The 16,833-nt window shown below is 71.4% G+C and carries 14 protein-coding genes; 7 read left to right on the top strand and 7 right to left on the bottom strand.

What is annotated here, in order from left to right:
- From ACFE67_RS04390 to ACFE67_RS04370, 5 genes are all read right to left on the bottom strand, one after another.
- Nucleotides 1–271 (bottom strand): hypothetical protein (locus tag ACFE67_RS04390; protein ID WP_375405656.1); only part of this gene is annotated, 271 nt, incomplete at its 3' end.
- Nucleotides 272–283: 12 nt separating this feature from the next.
- Nucleotides 284–1,165, bottom strand: coding sequence for a carbohydrate ABC transporter permease (locus ACFE67_RS04385; protein ID WP_375405655.1), 882 nt, complete (start codon nucleotides 1,163–1,165; stop codon nucleotides 284–286).
- A complete protein-coding gene (locus tag ACFE67_RS04380) occupies nucleotides 1,162–2,127 on the bottom strand; it encodes a carbohydrate ABC transporter permease (RefSeq protein ID WP_375405654.1) in 966 nt (321 codons plus the stop codon). Before ACFE67_RS04380 ends, ACFE67_RS04385 begins: the two co-directional genes overlap by 4 nt.
- A 63-nt stretch (nucleotides 2,128–2,190) precedes the next feature.
- Nucleotides 2,191–3,510: an ABC transporter substrate-binding protein gene (locus ACFE67_RS04375; RefSeq protein WP_375405653.1), complete on the bottom strand. Its 1,320-nt coding sequence runs from the start codon at nucleotides 3,508–3,510 to the stop codon at nucleotides 2,191–2,193.
- Between the two features lie 234 nt (nucleotides 3,511–3,744).
- Nucleotides 3,745–4,767 (bottom strand): LacI family DNA-binding transcriptional regulator, encoded by a 1,023-nt coding sequence (locus ACFE67_RS04370; protein WP_375405652.1) that lies wholly within the window; start codon nucleotides 4,765–4,767, stop codon nucleotides 3,745–3,747.
- Nucleotides 4,768–4,992: 225 nt separating this feature from the next.
- On the opposite strand from ACFE67_RS04370, the gene ACFE67_RS04365 reads away from it, so the two are divergent.
- The 4 genes from ACFE67_RS04365 (at nucleotide 4,993) to ACFE67_RS04350 (ending at nucleotide 9,136) form a co-directional block, all read left to right on the top strand.
- Nucleotides 4,993–5,595 (top strand): TetR/AcrR family transcriptional regulator, encoded by a 603-nt coding sequence (locus ACFE67_RS04365; protein ID WP_375405651.1) that lies wholly within the window; start codon nucleotides 4,993–4,995, stop codon nucleotides 5,593–5,595.
- A gap of 61 nt (nucleotides 5,596–5,656) precedes the next feature.
- Nucleotides 5,657–6,184, top strand: coding sequence for a flavin reductase family protein (locus ACFE67_RS04360; protein WP_375405650.1), 528 nt, complete (start codon nucleotides 5,657–5,659; stop codon nucleotides 6,182–6,184).
- Entirely contained in the window at nucleotides 6,181–7,536 is a 1,356-nt protein-coding gene (locus tag ACFE67_RS04355; protein ID WP_375405649.1) for an NtaA/DmoA family FMN-dependent monooxygenase, read from the top strand. The genes ACFE67_RS04360 and ACFE67_RS04355 overlap by 4 nt, the downstream gene beginning before the upstream one ends.
- A 421-nt stretch (nucleotides 7,537–7,957) precedes the next feature.
- On the top strand, nucleotides 7,958–9,136 hold the full coding sequence (locus ACFE67_RS04350; RefSeq protein WP_375405648.1) for an ROK family protein: 1,179 nt from the start codon (nucleotides 7,958–7,960) through the stop codon (nucleotides 9,134–9,136).
- A gap of 11 nt (nucleotides 9,137–9,147) precedes the next feature.
- Here the strand turns inward: ACFE67_RS04350 and ACFE67_RS04345 are convergent, their stop codons facing one another.
- Nucleotides 9,148–10,875, bottom strand: a complete 1,728-nt coding sequence (locus tag ACFE67_RS04345; RefSeq protein WP_375405647.1) for an aldehyde dehydrogenase family protein — start codon at nucleotides 10,873–10,875, stop codon at nucleotides 9,148–9,150.
- Nucleotides 10,876–10,980: 105 nt separating this feature from the next.
- On the opposite strand from ACFE67_RS04345, the gene ACFE67_RS04340 reads away from it, so the two are divergent.
- Both ACFE67_RS04340 and ACFE67_RS04335 read left to right on the top strand, forming a co-directional pair.
- Nucleotides 10,981–12,231 (top strand): FAD-binding protein, encoded by a 1,251-nt coding sequence (locus ACFE67_RS04340; RefSeq protein ID WP_375405646.1) that lies wholly within the window; start codon nucleotides 10,981–10,983, stop codon nucleotides 12,229–12,231.
- Nucleotides 12,228–13,133: an aldose 1-epimerase family protein gene (locus ACFE67_RS04335; RefSeq protein ID WP_375405645.1), complete on the top strand. Its 906-nt coding sequence runs from the start codon at nucleotides 12,228–12,230 to the stop codon at nucleotides 13,131–13,133. Before ACFE67_RS04340 ends, ACFE67_RS04335 begins: the two co-directional genes overlap by 4 nt.
- Nucleotides 13,134–13,190: 57 nt before the next feature.
- Here ACFE67_RS04335 and yicI read toward each other — a convergent pair whose 3' ends face one another.
- Nucleotides 13,191–15,500 carry an alpha-xylosidase gene (gene yicI / locus ACFE67_RS04330; protein WP_375405644.1) on the bottom strand — a complete coding sequence of 770 codons (2,310 nt, stop codon included), beginning with the start codon at nucleotides 15,498–15,500 and terminating at the stop codon, nucleotides 13,191–13,193.
- Nucleotides 15,501–15,721: 221 nt separating this feature from the next.
- Here yicI and ACFE67_RS04325 point away from each other — a divergent pair, with 221 nt between their 5' ends.
- Nucleotides 15,722–16,771 (top strand): sugar ABC transporter substrate-binding protein, encoded by a 1,050-nt coding sequence (locus tag ACFE67_RS04325; RefSeq protein ID WP_375405643.1) that lies wholly within the window; start codon nucleotides 15,722–15,724, stop codon nucleotides 16,769–16,771.
- Nucleotides 16,772–16,833 lie beyond the last annotated feature (62 nt).

The following is a 16,833-nucleotide window of genomic DNA, read 5'->3' as shown; positions in this document are numbered from 1 at the left end:
CCTCGAAGCTCACCCGGACGAGCGCGGCGATCCCGTCGGCCGCAGCCGGATCGTCGGAGAGCCGGAGGAGCGCGGCGTCCTGCTCGGCGGGTGTCAGCGCGGGGAAGCCGAGGCCCAGTCGATCCGCCAGGCGATCGAGCGGGCCCTGCGCCCAGTCGAGGTCGCCGCCGGCGGTCTCGAGGTACTGCTGCACGCCGCCCTGCCAACCGCCACCGCGGCCGTCGACCGGGGGGATGACCCGGTCGACGGCCGCGGTGAGGGCTGGATGCACGGCGTGCGGCGGCTAGCGACCCGCGAGCGAGCCGCCGATGCCGCCGACGCTGAAGTACTTGTTCAGGAAGGCGAACAGGATCACCGGGGGCACCATCATCACGACGGCGACCGCCATGACGTTGCCCCAGTTGGCCGCGTTCTGCTGGAAGAACGTCTGCAGGCCGATCTGCAGCGTGTACCGGGTGTCCGTCTGCAGGAACACGAGCGCGATCAGGTAGTCGTTCCAGGCGAGCAGGAACGAGAAGATCGCGGTCGACAGCACGCCGGGCAGCGAGTTCCGCAGCACGATGCGCGTGAACCCGCCGAAGACGCTCGCGCCGTCCATCCACGCGGCCTCTTCGAGGGAGATCGGGATGGAGTCGAAGTACGCCGCCATCATCCAGGTCGCGACCGACAGGGTCGATCCGATGTAGATGATCGCGATGCCCCACAGGTTGTCGACCAGCCCGAGGTTCACGAACAGGATGAACAGCGGGATGATCGCCGTCACGACCGGCAGCGACTGGATGACGAACAGCACCAGCGAGTACGAGGCCACGAGCTTGTTCCGCACGCGGGACAGCACGTACCCGGCCGGCGCGGCGACCGCCACCGAGACGACCACGGTGATGAGGGTCACGGTGACGCTGTTGCCGAGCCAGGTCAGCACGCCGGTGCTGGCGAACACCTGCTGGAAGTTCTCGATCGTCAGGCCGGTCTTGGTGCTGCCGAGGCCGGGTGAGATCGAGAGGACGAACACCGTGATGATCGGCACGATCACGATGAGCGTGACCACCAGCATCACGGCGAAGCGCGCCCACTGGCCGCGCTCTCCGGTCGACAGGTCGGCGCGGCGCCGACGCGTCGCTCCGATGGTGAGGGGGGCTCCACTGGCCGCTACTGCCTGGCTCATTCGACGTTCACCTTCGTGATCTGGCGGTACAGGATGACGGAGATCACCACGAGCACGAAGGTCATGATGAACGCGATCGCGACGCCGGGGCCGGTGGCGTACTCCTGGAAGACCCGCAGGTACGCGTACACCACGAGCGATTCGGTCGAGTTCTGCGGACCGCCCTGCGTGAGCAGGAAGATCGTCGGGAAGTCGTTGACGCAGAAGATCGTCATCAGGATCCAGCTGATGTAGGTCGACCGCGCGATGATCGGGAGCGTGACGCCGGTGAAGGTCTGCACCCGGCCCGCGCCGTCCATCTTCGCGGCCTCGTAGACGTTCACGTCCACGCTCGCGAGCGCGGCCGACGTCATCATCATCATGAACGGGAAGCTGATCCAGACCTTGAACACGCAGACCGTGACCTGCGCGAGCACCGGATCGGCCAGGAACAGGACGTTCCCGAGACCGAGCGACTCCGCGAGGATCGGCAGCGGGCTCTGCGGCGTCGCGACGAGGAAGTTCCACGCCGTCGCCGAGACGACCACCGGCACGATCCACGGCAGCAGGAGCAGCACCTTGAACACGGTGTTGCCGGGGATCTTCGTCCGCAGCATCAGTGCGAACGCCAGCCCGACGGCCCAGGACCCGAAGACGCCCACGATCGTGAAGACGACGGTGAAGCGGGCCCGGCTCCAGAACTCCGGCGACGCGAGCACGTCGAGGTAGTTCTTGATGCCGACGAACTCGCCGGCCGCCGGCAGGACGCCGTCGCGCAGCGACTGCCACGCCGCGTAGACCAGTGGATACAGGTTGATCAGCAGCAGCAGGACCAACGACGGGACTGCGAACAGCAGCATCGTGATCGCGCCTGTCGAGAGCCCCCGCTTCCGGCGGGGGGCGGCAACGCCGCCCCCACGCCCTCCCGGTGCCACTCCGCGTCGTGCCTTGTCGATCCCACGCGCGACGGTGTCGGCGGACATCAGCTCTCCCTCTGCCCCTCGCCAGTGAGGGGCCGGTTCATTGGTTGGACGACGTCGATCCCGTTACTTCGCGTTCGCCGCCAGCGACTTCTGCAGCGCCTCGAGCGCCGCCTTCGCGGTGGTCCGGCCGCTCAGGATGCCCTGCGCGAAGGTGGTCATCGCCGGCGTGCCGTCGACGGTCGTGACGTTCAGGAACACCGTGTTGGTGCCGGGAGCGCCCCACGTCTTCGAGATGGGCTGCCACTCGTTGAGGATCTTCGACGCGTTCGGGTCGGACTTGTACACGTCGAGCTCGGCGATCGACTTGAGCGGCGGCAGGCCGATGCCCGTCTTCTCCGCCCAGAGCGGCTTCATGTTCTGGTAGTAGTACGTCGCGAACGCCTCCGTCCCTTCCTTGGAGGGGGTGTTCTTGTACATCATGATGTTGTTCGGGAAGAAGAGGGAACCCTTCTCGCCGCCGGGGCCGGTCAGCGGGCTGCCGACCACGAGGTCGCTGCCGATGGCGCCGACGTTCGCGCCGAGGCCCGCGTTGTTCCAGCCCATGCCGAACTTCTTCGCCTTCCACTGGTCGAAGACGTTCTGGTCCGTGTAGGACGCGGTCCGCGGGTCGACGTAGCCGGACTTCACGAGGCCGAGCACCCAGTCCATGGCCTCGATGTTCTTCTCGGTCACGCAGTCGGGCTGGTTGTCGGCGTCGAAGAGCCCGCCGCCGTTGTTGATCATGTGGCTGACGAGGTGGTGACCACCCTGGAAGTCGCCGGCGCCGGTGCCGGTGCCGTAGCCGTAGATGCCCTTCTTCTTGAGCGCGGCGCACGCGGCCTCGTAGCTGTCCCAGTCCGTCGGCACCTCGGCGCCGGCGTCCTCCAGCAGGGCCTTGTTGTACCACCACACCCGCATGTCGAGGTTGTAGGGGACCGCCGCGTAGCCGTTCTTCGTCTTCAGCGTGTCGACGAGGCCGGGCAGGAAGTCGTCGTAGAGGCCGTTCTTCTTCCAGGAGTCGAGCAGGTCGTCCGCATAGGCGATCTTGCCCTGCGACTCGAACAGGAAGGCCTGCGTGCCGCCACCGGAGGAGATCGCCGGGTTCGTGTTCGACGCCACGGCGGTCGAGTACTTCTGGGTGAAGTTCGCCCACTGGATGACCTGGTAGGACGACTTGCCGAGGCCGCTCTTCGGCGTGTACGCCTCGGTGATCTTCTTGTCCAGCGTGTTGAACGCGGGCGCGCCCCAGGGCTGGTTCCAGAACTTGATCGTGCCGCCCGAGCTTCCGCTGGTGCCGCTGCCACCCGAGCTGCAGGCGGCGAGCAGGCCGACTGCGGCCGCGCTGGCGCCTGCGCCCAGAAGGGTGCGCCTGGTGAATCCGGATCCGGTGGGAAGAGATGCCATCGTCGGTGTCCTCTCCGACGTCCGAGGTGTCAGGCCCGGTACGTCGATGTTCGTCGTTGAACTGCTGTGGGTTCGTTGAACTGCTTCGTTGAACTACTCCGCCGCGGGACAGGTCTACACCCGCTTCCCCGGCGGAGGCCAGCTTCGTTGCCCGGCCGGGCGATGTCAACGAAAACTTCCGGCGCGTGGCGTCTCGATCGCATCACGATGCCGGGTCGCGTCGGGTCGGTCGCATCATGGCGGCGGCGCGGTGCTGTCCCGGATCACGAGGTGGGTGGCGAGCTCGAGGCGCTGCTGCTCGACCGGCTCGCCCGCGGCGAGGCGGAGGACGATGCGCGCCGCCTCCGCCGCCATCCGCCGGATCGGCTGGTGCACGGTCGTGAGGCGCGGCCGCAGCCAGACCGCGATCTGCGTGTCGTCGTAGCCGACCACGGAGACGTCGCGAGGGACGTGGAGGCCGTGCTCCCTGGCGACCTCGATGACCCCGAGCGCCTGCACGTCGTTGCCGGCGAACACCGCGGTCGGGCGGTCCGCCGAGGCGAACAGCTGCTCCGCCGCCACCCGCCCGCCGCTGACGCGGAAGTCGCCCATGTGCATCCAGTCCTCGCGCACCGGCAGCCCGGCCGATCCCATCGCGGACCGGAACCCGTCCAGCCGCGCCCAGGAGCAGAGCAGGTGGGGCAGGCCGCTGACGGCCGCGATCCGGGTGTGGCCCAGCTCGATCAGGTGCCGCGTCGCCGCCAGTCCGCCCGCCCAGTTCGTGGAGCCCACCGACGCGACGCCAGGCGGCGGCTCGCCTGCGGGGTCGATGACGGCGAAGGGGATGCTGCGCGAGGTGAGCCGCTCACGCAGCTGGGGCGTCGGGTCGGTCGTGACGAGCAGCACACCCGCGGGCTTGCGCGCCAGCACCCCCGGCAGCCAGCCGGGACCGGGCTCGTGCCGGGCGCTGCTCGGCGAGAGCACGACGCTCATCCCCTCCTGGTGCGCGACCTCCTGGACGCCGGCCATGATCTCGGAGCCCCACGGGTTCGCCAGATCGGAGAAGACGAGTTCGAGGAGCGTCGAGCCCTTGGCGGCCGTGCCGCGGCGCCGGTACGCGCGCTCGTCGAGCAGGCCCTCCACCCGCTGTCGCGTGGCGGGTGCGACGTCGGCGTGGCCGTTCAGCACCTTGGAGATCGTGGACAGCGAGACACCGGCCTCGTCCGCGAGCATCGCGAGGGTGGTGCGGCTGGGACGGTCGAGCGGAGTCGAGCTCATGCTTCTCCTTGCAGACGTGCGGGTCGGGTCGCCTCCAGCGGAGGGATCGAGCCACGTCAGGTCTCCCCGAGTATCTCGAAACTTTCGGAGCCAGGGCAAGGGCTGCAGAGCGATCCGCGCCGGTTCGACCTCGAACGGGTGGACGCGACGCCCCACCGCTGGGAACCCGGTCGTGCTGCCCGGTTGCAGTCCCGGCCCGTTCGGGGGCTGCATAGGTTGATGGGCATGGGTTCGAGCGCCGACGACGCAGCCGCGGAATCCCCGTCCGGGCGCCCGCGCCTGCTCGAGCGGGTCGCCGACCACGTGCTGGAGCACGGCGCCACCGATCTCAGCCTCAGCGAGCTCGCCCGGGCGATCGGCTCGAACAACCGCATGCTGCTCTACTACTTCGGGTCGAAGGAGGAGGTGCTGCGGGAGGCGACGCTCGTCGCGTTCGAGCGGTATCCGCACCTCGAGGGGGCGCTGCGGCGGCTGCGGGGCGGGGACGGCCCGCTGCGCGTCCGGCTGGTCCGCGTCTGGGACGACATCGCCCATCCGGACAACCTGCCGTTCCTCGCGCTGTTCTTCCAGGCGTTCGCCGTGGCGCTCTACCACCCGGAGCGCAACCGGGAGCTGTTCGAGCGCCTCGGCGGCGACTGGGTCGCCGAGGTGCGTGCGGTGCTGGAGGCGGAGGGAGTGGCGCCCGATCCGGCGCTGCGCACCGCGACCCAGCTCGTCGCCGAGTGGCGCGGGCTCCAGTTCGCCCTGCTGTCCGGCGCGCCCCGGACGGTGCTCGACGCCGCCTCCGCCGAGCTGGTGGAGCGACTGCTGCTTCCAAGCGAGCGGTAACCCGGCGGAAACACCGGCCCGCTACCGTTTGAACCGTTCGGTTCATGCTGCAGGAGGATCCATGTCCCGTCTCACCGCACTCGCGGACCCCGCGTCCGCTGCTCTGGGCGGCGCGCTCCGCAGCGCGTTCGCCCTCTTCCCCTCCGGCGTCGCCGCGATCGCGGCCGAGGTCGACGGCGTGCCCCGCGTGCTGGTCGCCTCGTCCTTCCAGGTCGGCATCTCGGCCGATCCGCCGCTCGTCCTGTTCGCCGTGCAGCGGACGAGCGAGAGCTGGCCGGTGCTGCGCCGGGCCGTACGGCTCGGCGTCTCGGTGCTGGGGGAGGCGCATGAGGCGGCCTGCCGCCAGCTCGCCTCCAAGGCCGCCGACCGGTTCTCCGGGATCGCGACCGAGCGCACCGACAGCGGTGCGATCCTGATCGGCGGAGCGCCTGCGCACCTCGAGTGCGTGATCGAGGGCGAGACGCCCGCCGGCGACCACGACCTCGTGCTGCTGCGCGTCCTCGCGCTCGCGACGGACCCGGCCACCCCGCCGCTGGTCTTCCACGGCTCCACGTTCCGCCGCCTGAGCCCGAACGCGGTGGCCGCATGAGCAAGCGCATCAGGCTCGGCATGTTCCAGGCGATGACGCCGATGGGCCAGTGGAGGATGCCGGGCAACACCTCGACGGACTTCCTCGACCTGCAGCACTGGGTGACGATGGCGAAGCGGCTCGACCAGGAGGGCGTCGACTTCCTCTTCATGGCCGACGACTACGCCTACCCCGTCGTCGACGGGCACGTCCTGCCGCAGGCGATCGAGAGCTCGGTCCAGTTCCCGAAGGCCGACCCGATCGTCCTGCTGTCGGCGCTCGCGCTGGCGACCGAGCGGCTCGGGCTCGTCGCCACGGTGTCGACGACGATCGAGAAGCCGCAGATCGTCGCGCGCCGGTTCGCGACGCTCGACCACCTGACCGGTGGGCGGCTCGGCTGGAACGTCGTCACCGGAGCCGGCCAGAACGCCTCCGCCCTGCTGTTCGACGAGCCGCTGATCCCGCACGACGAGCGGTACGCGCGGGCCGACGAGCACATCCGGCTCGCGATGGAGCTGTGGGAGGGCGTCTGGGAGGACGACGCGCTCGTGCAGGACCGGGAGTCGGGCACCTACGCCGACCCGTCGAAGGTGCACGAGATCGACACCCACGGCCGGTGGCACGGAGCGCGCGGCGTGCTGACCGTGCCCCCGTCGCCGCAGCGCACACCTGTCCTGTTCCAGGCCGGCGCCTCGTCGAGCGGTCGCGGCTTCGCGGCCGACTACGCCGAAGGCGTGTTCCTCGCGAGCGAGCCCGCCGCGACCGCCGCGCAGATCGCCGCCGTCCGCGACCTGCTCGACGCGAACGGGCGCGGCCGCGACGCCGTGCTGTTCCTCTCGGCCGGCACGTTCGTCGTCGCGCCGACGGCGGAGGAGGCGCATGCCAAGCGGGCGCTGCAGGCCTCGTTCTGGACGCTCGAGGACGCGGCCGCCGCCTACGCGTTCTTCACCGGCCTCGACCTGATGTCGATGCCGCTCGATGAGCCGCTCGCCTCCACCCGCACCGAGACGGGTCGCACGAACGTCGAGCGGTTCTCCGGTGCGAACGGCGCCCCGGCGCTCACCGTGCGGCAGATCCTGGAGGAGTTCCAGCGGAACTCCGTGATGGGTGCCCCGTTCGTCGGCGACCCGGTGCAGGTGGTCGACCAGGCGGAGGCGTTCCTCGCCGAGACCGGCGCCGACGGCTTCCTCGTGCAGCCGGATCCGACCGGCACCTTCGACGACTTCCTCGACCTGGTGCTGCCCGAGATGCGGCGTCGCGGCATGGTCGCCGAGCCTCCCCAGGTCGGTGCGACCCTGCGAGAGCGCCTGTTCGGGCACCCGCACCTCGCGGACGGGCATCCGGGCGCGGCGTTCCGGAGGGTGCGGGTCTGACGAGCGGCCCCGGCCCGGGTTCCGCCGGGTCGATGGGTCACAAGCAGCCGGGACGGTGGTGGGTTGGTCGGCTTCCCGAGGTCGGGTGTCCGTCCGGCAGCACATGTGCGCTCCGGCAGCCGTTCGGCGCCGATTCCGCTGCCGGAAGGGACTGACGCTGCCGCACGGGACGGGGCGTAGGACCGCGAAGCGGGCGTAGGTGGAAACGGTGCGTTCCCGCCTACACCCGCTCCCGCTTCCTCCACGCGATACGCCGCTTCCTCTCGGCGGAACGGAACGTCCCTACCCGAGCCGCCACCCGCACCACCGTCCCGGCTGCCCTTGCCCGAGCACCACTCGGAGAGCGTGCTGAGCCAGGTTCGGATGATCGGCGCGCACCGCGGCGACGTGATCAGTGCCGGCGCCTCCCTACACTGACGCCGTGCCGACCACCGACCCCGGCGTCCGTGCCGGTGGGGCGGGGCGGCGCAGGAACCTCGCCCTCGTGCTGCAGCGTGTGCACCTGTCGCCGGCGACGCGCAGCGAGCTGACGCGGGAGAGCGGACTGAACCGGTCGACGGTCGGGGCGCTCGTCGCCGACCTCGCGTCACGCGGCCTGGTCGTCGAGGACGAACCCGCCGCGGCCGGCCAGGTCGGCCGGCCCAGTCCCGTCGTCCGAGCGGGGGAGGTGCCGGTCGCGATCGCGATCAACCCCGAGCTCGACGCGGTCACCGTCGCGCTCGTGCGGCTCGGAGGTGACGTCATCGCCGTCGAACGGGCACCGTTCTCGGCCACGCCCAGCGTCGACGCGACCGTGCGCGCCGCGAGCGGCGCGGTGCAGGACCTCCTCCGGCAGCACCCCTCCAGCCGTCCGATCGGCGCGGGGCTCGCCGTCCCCGGCGTCGTCAGCAGGGCGGGCGGCATCGTCCGGTTGGCGCCGCACCTCGGCTGGCGGGACGTGCCGCTCGCCGCCGTCTTCGAGGACGCGCTCGGGCTGCCCGTCGCCGCCGCGAACGACGGCGGGCTCGGAGCCCGGGCGGAGGCGCTGTTCGGCGCCGGCCGAGGGGTCGGCGACCTCGTGTTCCTGAACGGCGGGGCCAGCGTGATCGGGGGCGGGATCGTCGCCGGTGGCGTCTCGCTGACCGGCATGACCGGGCACGCCGGGGAGTTCGGCCACATGATCCTCGCTGCGAACGGTGCGACGGACACCCTCGGCGTCCGCGGCACCCTCGAGGCGACCGTCTCTCGCGCGGCGCTGCTCGAGGTGCTGCACCTCGGTGACGCGGCAGCCGACCAGCTCGAAGCGGCGCTGACCTCCTCCGCCGATCCGGCCGTCGCGCGGGAGGTCGCGCTGCAGATCGATGCGCTCGCGACCGCCATCGCGAACGCGGTGACGGTGCTCAACCCGGCGCGGGTGATCCTCGGCGGGTTCCTGTCGGCGCTCGCCGCCGTCGCGGGCGAGCGGCTCGACCGGCTGGTCGCCGACCGCGCACTGCCCGGCATCGACGAGCGGGTGGAGCTGCGGCGCAGCGAGCTCGGCTCGCGCATCATGTTGATCGGCGCCGCCGAGCTCGCGTTCGCTCCGCTGCTCGCCGACCCCGCCGCCTACCACCCGGGCTGACGCGGCGACCGCTACCCCCGGAACGCGCTGACGAGCGCGGCCGCCAGCAGCCACGGGGCCTTGCTGCCCGCGAAACCGGTGAGCCGTCGACCCGTCGTCGCCGCCGTCCTCGCGCTGACGAACCACGGCGGGCGCGGCGTCAGCGCGCGCTCGCCGGCGAGGACGGAGGCGGGGAACGGCCGGAACGGGCCGTGCACCACGGTGCGCTCGGCGCCGTCGATCAGCAGCGCGTTGTGCACGACGCCGATCCCGCTGCCGACGTCGGCGATCGTGCCGCCGGGGAACGCCCCCCACGGCGTCGCCGCCAGCAGGAAGCCGAGCCCCGTCCACGCGTTGATGCCGATCGTGCCGTAGCGGAGCGCGGCGATCGCCCGGCCGAAGCCGGCGCCGAGCGCCTGCCGGTCCTGCGGGCGGATGACCACGTTCGCGCCGAGCGTGCCGGTCAGCTCGTCGTTCGCGACCCGGACGGCCTCGTCGAGGAACGCCTGACCCGTGCCGGGCACGTCCACGATCCCGAGCACGGGCGCGAACCACTCGGTCGAGCCCATCGCGCCCGCGTCCCGGCCGCCGACGTCGACCAGGAGGCGTCCGCCGGCCGGCCCGAGCAGCTCGGCGGACGGGTACGCCTCGAGGGCCGCGGCGCGGCGGTCGTCGCTGCCCGGGTACCAGGCGGGGCGGTCGGGCGCGGCGGCGAGCGCGATGCGCAGCTGGGTGAGGAACGCGTCCCGCTGCGGCCACCCGGTCGACAGCAGCAGCACCTGCCCGGCGATGCAGTTGTAGCCGCCGTTGTGCAGCCGCATCGTCGCGACGTGCTCGGCCTGGAAGGCGAGCTCGGCCGCCGTCCACTCGCCCGGCACGACGACGATCGGGGATGCGCCGCCGAGCTCGCTCGTGATCGGCTTGTCCAGCAGCGGGGTGCCGGCCGAGCGCCGCGCGGTCGCCTCGGCGCCGGTGCCCCAGACGATCGCGTCGTGGCTCGTGATGCTGCCCGTGATGTGCACGTGCCGCACGAGCGGAGCATGCGCGAGGAAGCCGCCGACCGCGGCGCCGCCCTGCACGATGCGCAGCAGCCCGGCCTCGACGAGCGGCGCGAACGCCGCCTCGAAGGGTCCGGCCAGGTCGGCGAGCACCGGGTTCAGCTTCAGGATCGTCGCGCGGTTGTCGGCGACGAGCCCGTACAGCACGTCGAGCGGCGGGATGGAGGTGATGTTCCCGGCGCCCAGCACCAGAGCGACCCCGCCGGACTCGCCGACGCGCAGCCCGCCGAGGCCCGCGGTGAGCATCGCGCGCTGGTCGGTGGTGCCCGGCGGGAACCACACCTCCGCCCGGAAGCCGTTGAGGACCAGCGATTCCGTCCGGTCCAGCGGCAGCACGTCGACCGCGCGCCTGCCTCCGGGGGCGTCGTGGAAGGACAGTCCCCGCAGCGGGCTGTGCCCGTCGGCGAGCGTGTCGAGCGTGCGCGCCAGGCGGGCGATCGCGGTCAGCACGGCGTAGGGGCCGGAGAACCACTCCTCCCCGACGAGCGGCGAGTCGTCCGCGAGGCCCTTGATGCGCGCGGCGGTCAGCGCCCACGCCTCGGCAGCGCGGGACACCGCATCGTGCGTGCGGCGCAGCAGTGCGGCGCGATCGGTGAGCGGCGTGACCGCCCAGCGCGCCGCCCCCGCGTCCAGCTCGGTCAGCAGCGCCCCGAGCCGTGCCTCGTCGACCTCGTCCGAGACCGGTGCGGTGACGACCGTCATTGGAGTGCTCCTTCGTCGCCCGCGCAACGCTAATCCGAACCGTGTCGGCGCGCAGGTCCCTGTCCGCCAGGATGGAGGCAGCGGAAGCTGAACGAGGAGGTTCGCGTGCGGAACTGGTCCGGCACCTACGAGTACCGGGCGACTGCGGTCGAGGCGCCCACGACCGTCGACGCGGTGCAGGCGCTCGTCGCGCGATCGCGGCGGATCCGCGCGCTCGGGACCCGGCACTCGTTCAACGACCTCGCGGACACCACGGGCGTGCTCGTCACCACCACGGAGATCGCACCGGAGTTCACGATCGACGAGGACCGGCGCGTCGTCACGGTCGGGGCGGGCACGCGCTACGCGGCCGTCGCGACCTTCCTGACCGGCGAGGGCCTCGCGCTGCACAACATGGGTTCCCTGCCCCACATCTCGGTGGCCGGCGCGGTCGCGACCGGCACGCACGGATCCGGCGACCTGAACGGCAACCTGTCGACCGCGGTCCGCGGCATCCAGCTGGTCGGTCCCGACGGCGCGCTGCGCTGGGTCCGGCACGGCGATCCCGACTTCGCCGGCTCGGTCGTCGCGCTCGGGCTGCTCGGCGTCGTCGTGCGCGTCGAACTCGCCGTCCAGCCCTCGTACCTCGTGCGGCAGGACGTCTACGCCGGCCTGCCGTGGGCGACGCTGCTCGCCGACGTGCCGGCGATCACCTCCGCCGGGTACAGCGTCAGCGTGTTCACCGACTGGGTCGGCGATCCGATCGAGCAGGTCTGGGTCAAGCGGCGGCTCGAGTCGGCGGACGAGACCGTGCCCGACCAGATCGGCGGCGCGGTGCGGAGGGGCGCCGCCGCCCAGATCATCGAGTCCGACGACGACAACACGACCCAGCAGGGCATCGCGGGTGCCTGGTCGGCGCATCTCCCGCACTTCCGCATCGACAGGACGCCGAGCAACGGCGACGAGATCCAGACCGAGTACTTCATCGCGCACTCGGACGCCGCCGCGGCGCTGCAGGCCGTGCGGGCGCTGGGCGAGGACATCGCGCCGCACCTGCTGATCACCGAGCTGCGCACGATCGCCGCCGACGACCTGTGGATGAGCACCGCCTCCGGCCGCGACTCGCTCGCGATCCACTTCACCTGGCGGAACGAGCAGGCGGCGGTGGAGGCGCTCTGCCCGCGCATCGAGGCCGCGCTCGAGCCGTTCGCCCCGCGCCCGCACTGGGGCAAGGTGAACACGGTGCCGAAGGCCGTCGTCGCGTCGCGCTATCCGCGGTTCGCCGACTTCCGCGCGCTGGTGGCGCGGGCCGACCCGGATCGGAAGTTCAGCGGCCCGTCGACCGACGCCCTGCTCGACGCCGACGTGGCCGCATGAGCCGCGCGCTCCCGATCAGCGGCACCCGGATCGCGCTGCGGCAGGGGCTGTACGCCGCCGACATCGCGACGGTGGGCGCCTCCCTCCGCACGCTCAGCCACGACGGGCGGGACCTCGTCGTGCCGTTCGCCGAGGACGAGGTGCGGCCCCTGTACCGCGGGGCCGTACTCGTGCCGTGGCCGAACCGCATCGTCGACGGCCGCTACACCTTCGACGGGCGCCAGCAGCAGCTCGCCCTCACGGAGCCCGACCGTGGGCACGCCCTGCACGGGCTCGCGTCCTGGAGCGACTACCGGGTCGTCGCGCGGTCCACGGACGCGGTGACCCTCGAGACCGAGATCGTCGCGCAGGCCGGCTACCCGCACCGGCTGAGCATCGAGGTGGAGTACCGCCTCGGCGACGACGGCCTCGTCACCACGGTCGCCGCGACGAACACCGGCCAGGACCGGGCGCCGTACGGCGCCTCGGGGCACCCCTACCTCGTCGGCGGACCCGGCCGGGTCGACGACTGGACGCTCGAGCTCGCCGCCGACCAGGTGCTGGAGGTGGACGACGAGCGCCTCATCCCGCGCACCCTCGCTCCGGTCGCGGGCGGGCGCTTCGACTTCGCCGAGCCGCGCCGGATCGGCGAGCTGTTCATCGACCATGCCTTCACGCGCATACGTTCCTCCCGGGCCAGGGTCGTCGCCGCCGACGGGCACGGCGCCGAGCTGCGCTGGGACGCAGGCGCACCGTGGGTGCAGGTGCACACGGGTGACCGACCGGAACCCGCGTACCACCGGGCCGGCCTCGCGGTCGAGCCGATGACCTGCCCGCCCGACGCCTTCAACTCCGGCACCGACCTGATCGTGCTGGAGCCGGGCAGCGCCCACGCGGTGTCCTGGACCATCGCGGCCCTCTGATCCGTTTTGAAGGAGTTTTCCCGCCGAAGGCGCGGAAGCTCCTTCAAAACGGAATCTCTAGCCGAGGGGGAGTCGAGCGCTGCCGGACGCCGACGCGATCGTCCGGTCGCCGACCTGGAGCGCCCACGAGCCCGCCGGGCCCGTCGCCGTGATCGCGTCGGCCGTCGTCGCCACCTCGAACGTCGCCTCCGCGACCCGGATCGTGCGGCTGCCGGGAGCGCCCGGGAAGGCGCGCAGCACGAGGCCGTCCAGGTGGTCGGTGTCCGGGCGGTCGTCGCGGGCGCCGAGCGGCAGCACCGCCCCGTCGCGCACGTAGACGGGGACCGAGTCGAAGCCGTGTCGCTCGGTGCGCCAGCCGCCCCCCTCCACCCGCTCACCGGTGAGCAGCTGGGTCCAGCCGCCGGCCGGCAGGTAGAGATCGACGTCGCCGGCCGCCGTGAATACCGGCGCGACCAGGATGTCGGGTCCGAGCAGGTACTGCCGGTCGAGGGTGCGGGCGTTGAGATCCTCCGGGAACGCGAGGACCATCGGCCGCATCACCGGCAGACCGGTCTCGGCCGCCGTCCTGCCCGCCGCGAGCAGGTAGGGGGCGAGCCGGTTCTTCAGCTTCGCGAACCGCCGGGTCACGCTGACGGCCGAGTCCGGCGCGGACTCGCGATGTCCTGAGGCACTCGCGGCGTCGTCGTCGAACAGCCACGGCACCCGGTACGAGTCGGAGCCGTGGAACCGGCTGTGGCTCGACAGCAGGCCGAACGGGATCCAGCGCTTGAACACCGCGGCGTCGGGCGTGCCCTCGAAGCCGCCGATGTCGTGGCTCCAGAACCCGAAGCCCGACAGCGACAGCGACAGCCCGCCGCGCAGCGTCTCCGCCATCGACGCAAAGCTGGAGGTGGAGTCGCCGCCCCAGTGCACGGGATGCCGCTGGCCGCCCGTCGTCGCGGAGCGCGCGAAGAGCACGGCCTCGCCCGGCCGCTCCTGATCCAGCACCGCGTGCACCGCGGCGTTGTAGCGCTCCGTGTACAGGTTGTGCATCCGCCGCGGATCGGAGCCGTCGGCGTAGACGACGTCGAGCGGGATGCGCTCGCCGAAGTCGGTCTTCAGCGCGTCGACGCCCTGCCGCAGCAGGGGCCGAAGGCGCTCCTGGAACCAGGAGGTCGCGGCGTCGCTCGTGAAGTCGACGATGCCCATGCCCGCCTGCCACAGGTCGGTCTGCCAGATGGAGCCGTCGGCGCGACGCAGCAGGTGCCCGGCGGCCGCCGCCTCCGCGAACAGGCGCGACTTCTGCGCGATGTAGGGGTTGATCCACAGCGAGACGTGGAGGCCGCGCTCGTGCAGCCGCGCCAGCATCCCCTCCGGATCCGGGAAGACCCGCTCGTCCCAGGTGAAGTCCGACCACTGCAGGTCGCGCATCCAGAAGCAGTCGAAGTGGAAGACCGACAGGGGCAGGTCCCGGTCGCGCATCCCGTCCAGGAACGAGGTGACGGTCGCCTCGTCGTAGTCGGTCGTGAAGCTGGTGCTGAGCCAGGTGCCGTAGCTCCACGCCGGCACCTCGACCGGGCGGCCGGTCAGCGCCGTGTAGCGCTCGAGGATCTCGGCGGGCGTGGCGCCGGCGATCACGAAGTACTCGAGCGATTCACCCTCGACCGAGAACTGCACGCGCTGCACGCTCTCGGACCCGACCTCGAACGAGACGTGGCCCGGCTCGTTCACGAAGACGCCGTAGCCCGCATCCGTCAGGTAGAACGGCACGTTCTTGTAGGCCTGCTCGCTGGAGGTGCCGCCGTCAGCGTTCCAGACGTCGACGGTCTGGCCGTTCTTCACGAGCGGCCCGAACCGCTCGCCGAGGCCGAAGACGAGCGTGCCGACGCCGAGGTCGAGCTGCTCGTGCACGTAGGTCCCGGCACGGGGGAGCCCGGTCGGCGGTGCGTCCACCGCCGCATCGGGAGCGAGCCGGATCCAGGCCTGCGACTTGAGCCCGCTGCCCGTGAGCACCCGGCCGCCGGAGGAGAACTCGAGGCTCCAGGGTGCTCCGGGTGCGACGCGGGCCTGCAGGTCACCGCTCGTGACCACGCCGGCGCCGGCGTCGTCGATCACGACCGAGCCGCCGGAAGGAGCAGCGGTCTCGAATCGGATGGGCGCCGCGCCGCCGGTGTGGTGATCGATCCGCACGCGGACGATCCCCGGCAGGTGCGGTGCGACGGTGACGGTGAGCGCGGGGAGGTTCAGCAGGTCGCCACGGGTCGTGATCGGCTTCGTCGCTGCAGTGACGACGAGCGCGTCGGCCGTTGCCTCGAGCTCGTGCGCATCGCGGGAGTAGAAGGCCTGGACGCCAGGGCGCATCAGCCAGAAGCCGTCGGTGAATCGCATGCACGCCGCCTACCCGGGCGACCTCGCCCTGCCGTCTCGAACCGACCGGTCACTATGACAGACGCCGGATCGCAATTTGTTGTTACCACATCGTTATGTGACGGGTCACATGGCCTGTCCCCGGACCTGGGTACAGTCGCCGAGTCCTCGACGTCGAGGGCGCGGCGGCTCTGCCCCGCTTGACGAAAGGTAACGAAGCCTTGAAGAGCACGATCATGGGGATGGTGGCAGTCGCCGCCCTCTCGACCCTCGCCCTCGCCGGCTGTTCCTCGGGCAGCTCCGGTAACTCGGGTGACTCCGCCTCCGGCGGCACCACGACCGCGGCCAAGAAGACCGCCTGCGTCATCCTCCCCGACACGGAGTCGTCCCCCCGCTGGGAAAGCGGCGACCGACCCGCACTGAAGAAGGCGCTCGAGGACGCCGGCTTCAACGCCAACATCCAGAACGCGCAGAACAGCACCACCAAGTACACCTCGATCGCGCAGTCGCAGCTCAGCCAGAACTGCGGCGTGATGCTGCTGGTCGATCTGAATGGCGTGGGCGCGACGGTGCTCGCCAAGGCGCAGGCGCAGGGCGTGCCGGTCATCGCGTACGACCGCCCCATCAAGGGCGCGCAGTACTACGTCTCGTTCGACAACGAGAAGGTCGGCGAGCTCGAGGGGCAGATGGTCGTCGACGGCCTGAAGAAGATCAACAAGGACCCGAAGACCGCCAGCGTCGTCTGCATGAGCGGCGACCCCACCGACGGCAACGCGGCCTTCTTCAAGAGCGGTGCGCTGAAGATCATGGGCGCCGCGGGCATCAAGTGCGCGTTCTCCCCGAAGGGCACCTGGGACGCCACGAAGTCCGGCACCGAGTTCCAGCAGGCCTACACGGCGCTGAAGGGCAACGTCGACGCCGTCTGGACCGCGAACGACGCGAACAACGCCGCCGTGATCACCGTGCTCGACAAGTACAAGAAGGTCGTCCCGACCTCGGGCCAGGACGCGTCCATCGCCGGCCTGCAGAACATCCTGCTGGGCAAGCAGTACGGCACGGTCTACAAGCCGTACCAGCTCGAGGCCACGAAGGCGTCGGACATCGCGATCGCGCTGCTCAAGGGCGACAAGCCCACCGCCCCGGCGACGCAGGACGGCGTTCCCGCCTTCCTCGAGACGCCGATCCTCACCACCGCCGACGGTGTCCAGAAGGTCATCGACGACGGCAACGCGACCGCCGCCGACGTCTGCAAGGGCATCACCGAAGCCTGCACCAAGGCCGGCGTCAAGTAACCAGCACCCCTGATACGCGGCCGATGTCCCCGGTCTCCTCGAGCGAGGAGACCGGGGACTTC

The sequence above is a fragment of the uncultured Amnibacterium sp. genome, assembly GCF_964244015.1.
Taxonomy (GTDB): domain Bacteria; phylum Actinomycetota; class Actinomycetes; order Actinomycetales; family Microbacteriaceae; genus Amnibacterium.
The sequence above is the reverse complement of the archived record's forward strand: the minus strand, read 5'-3'. Positions and strand labels throughout refer to the sequence as shown.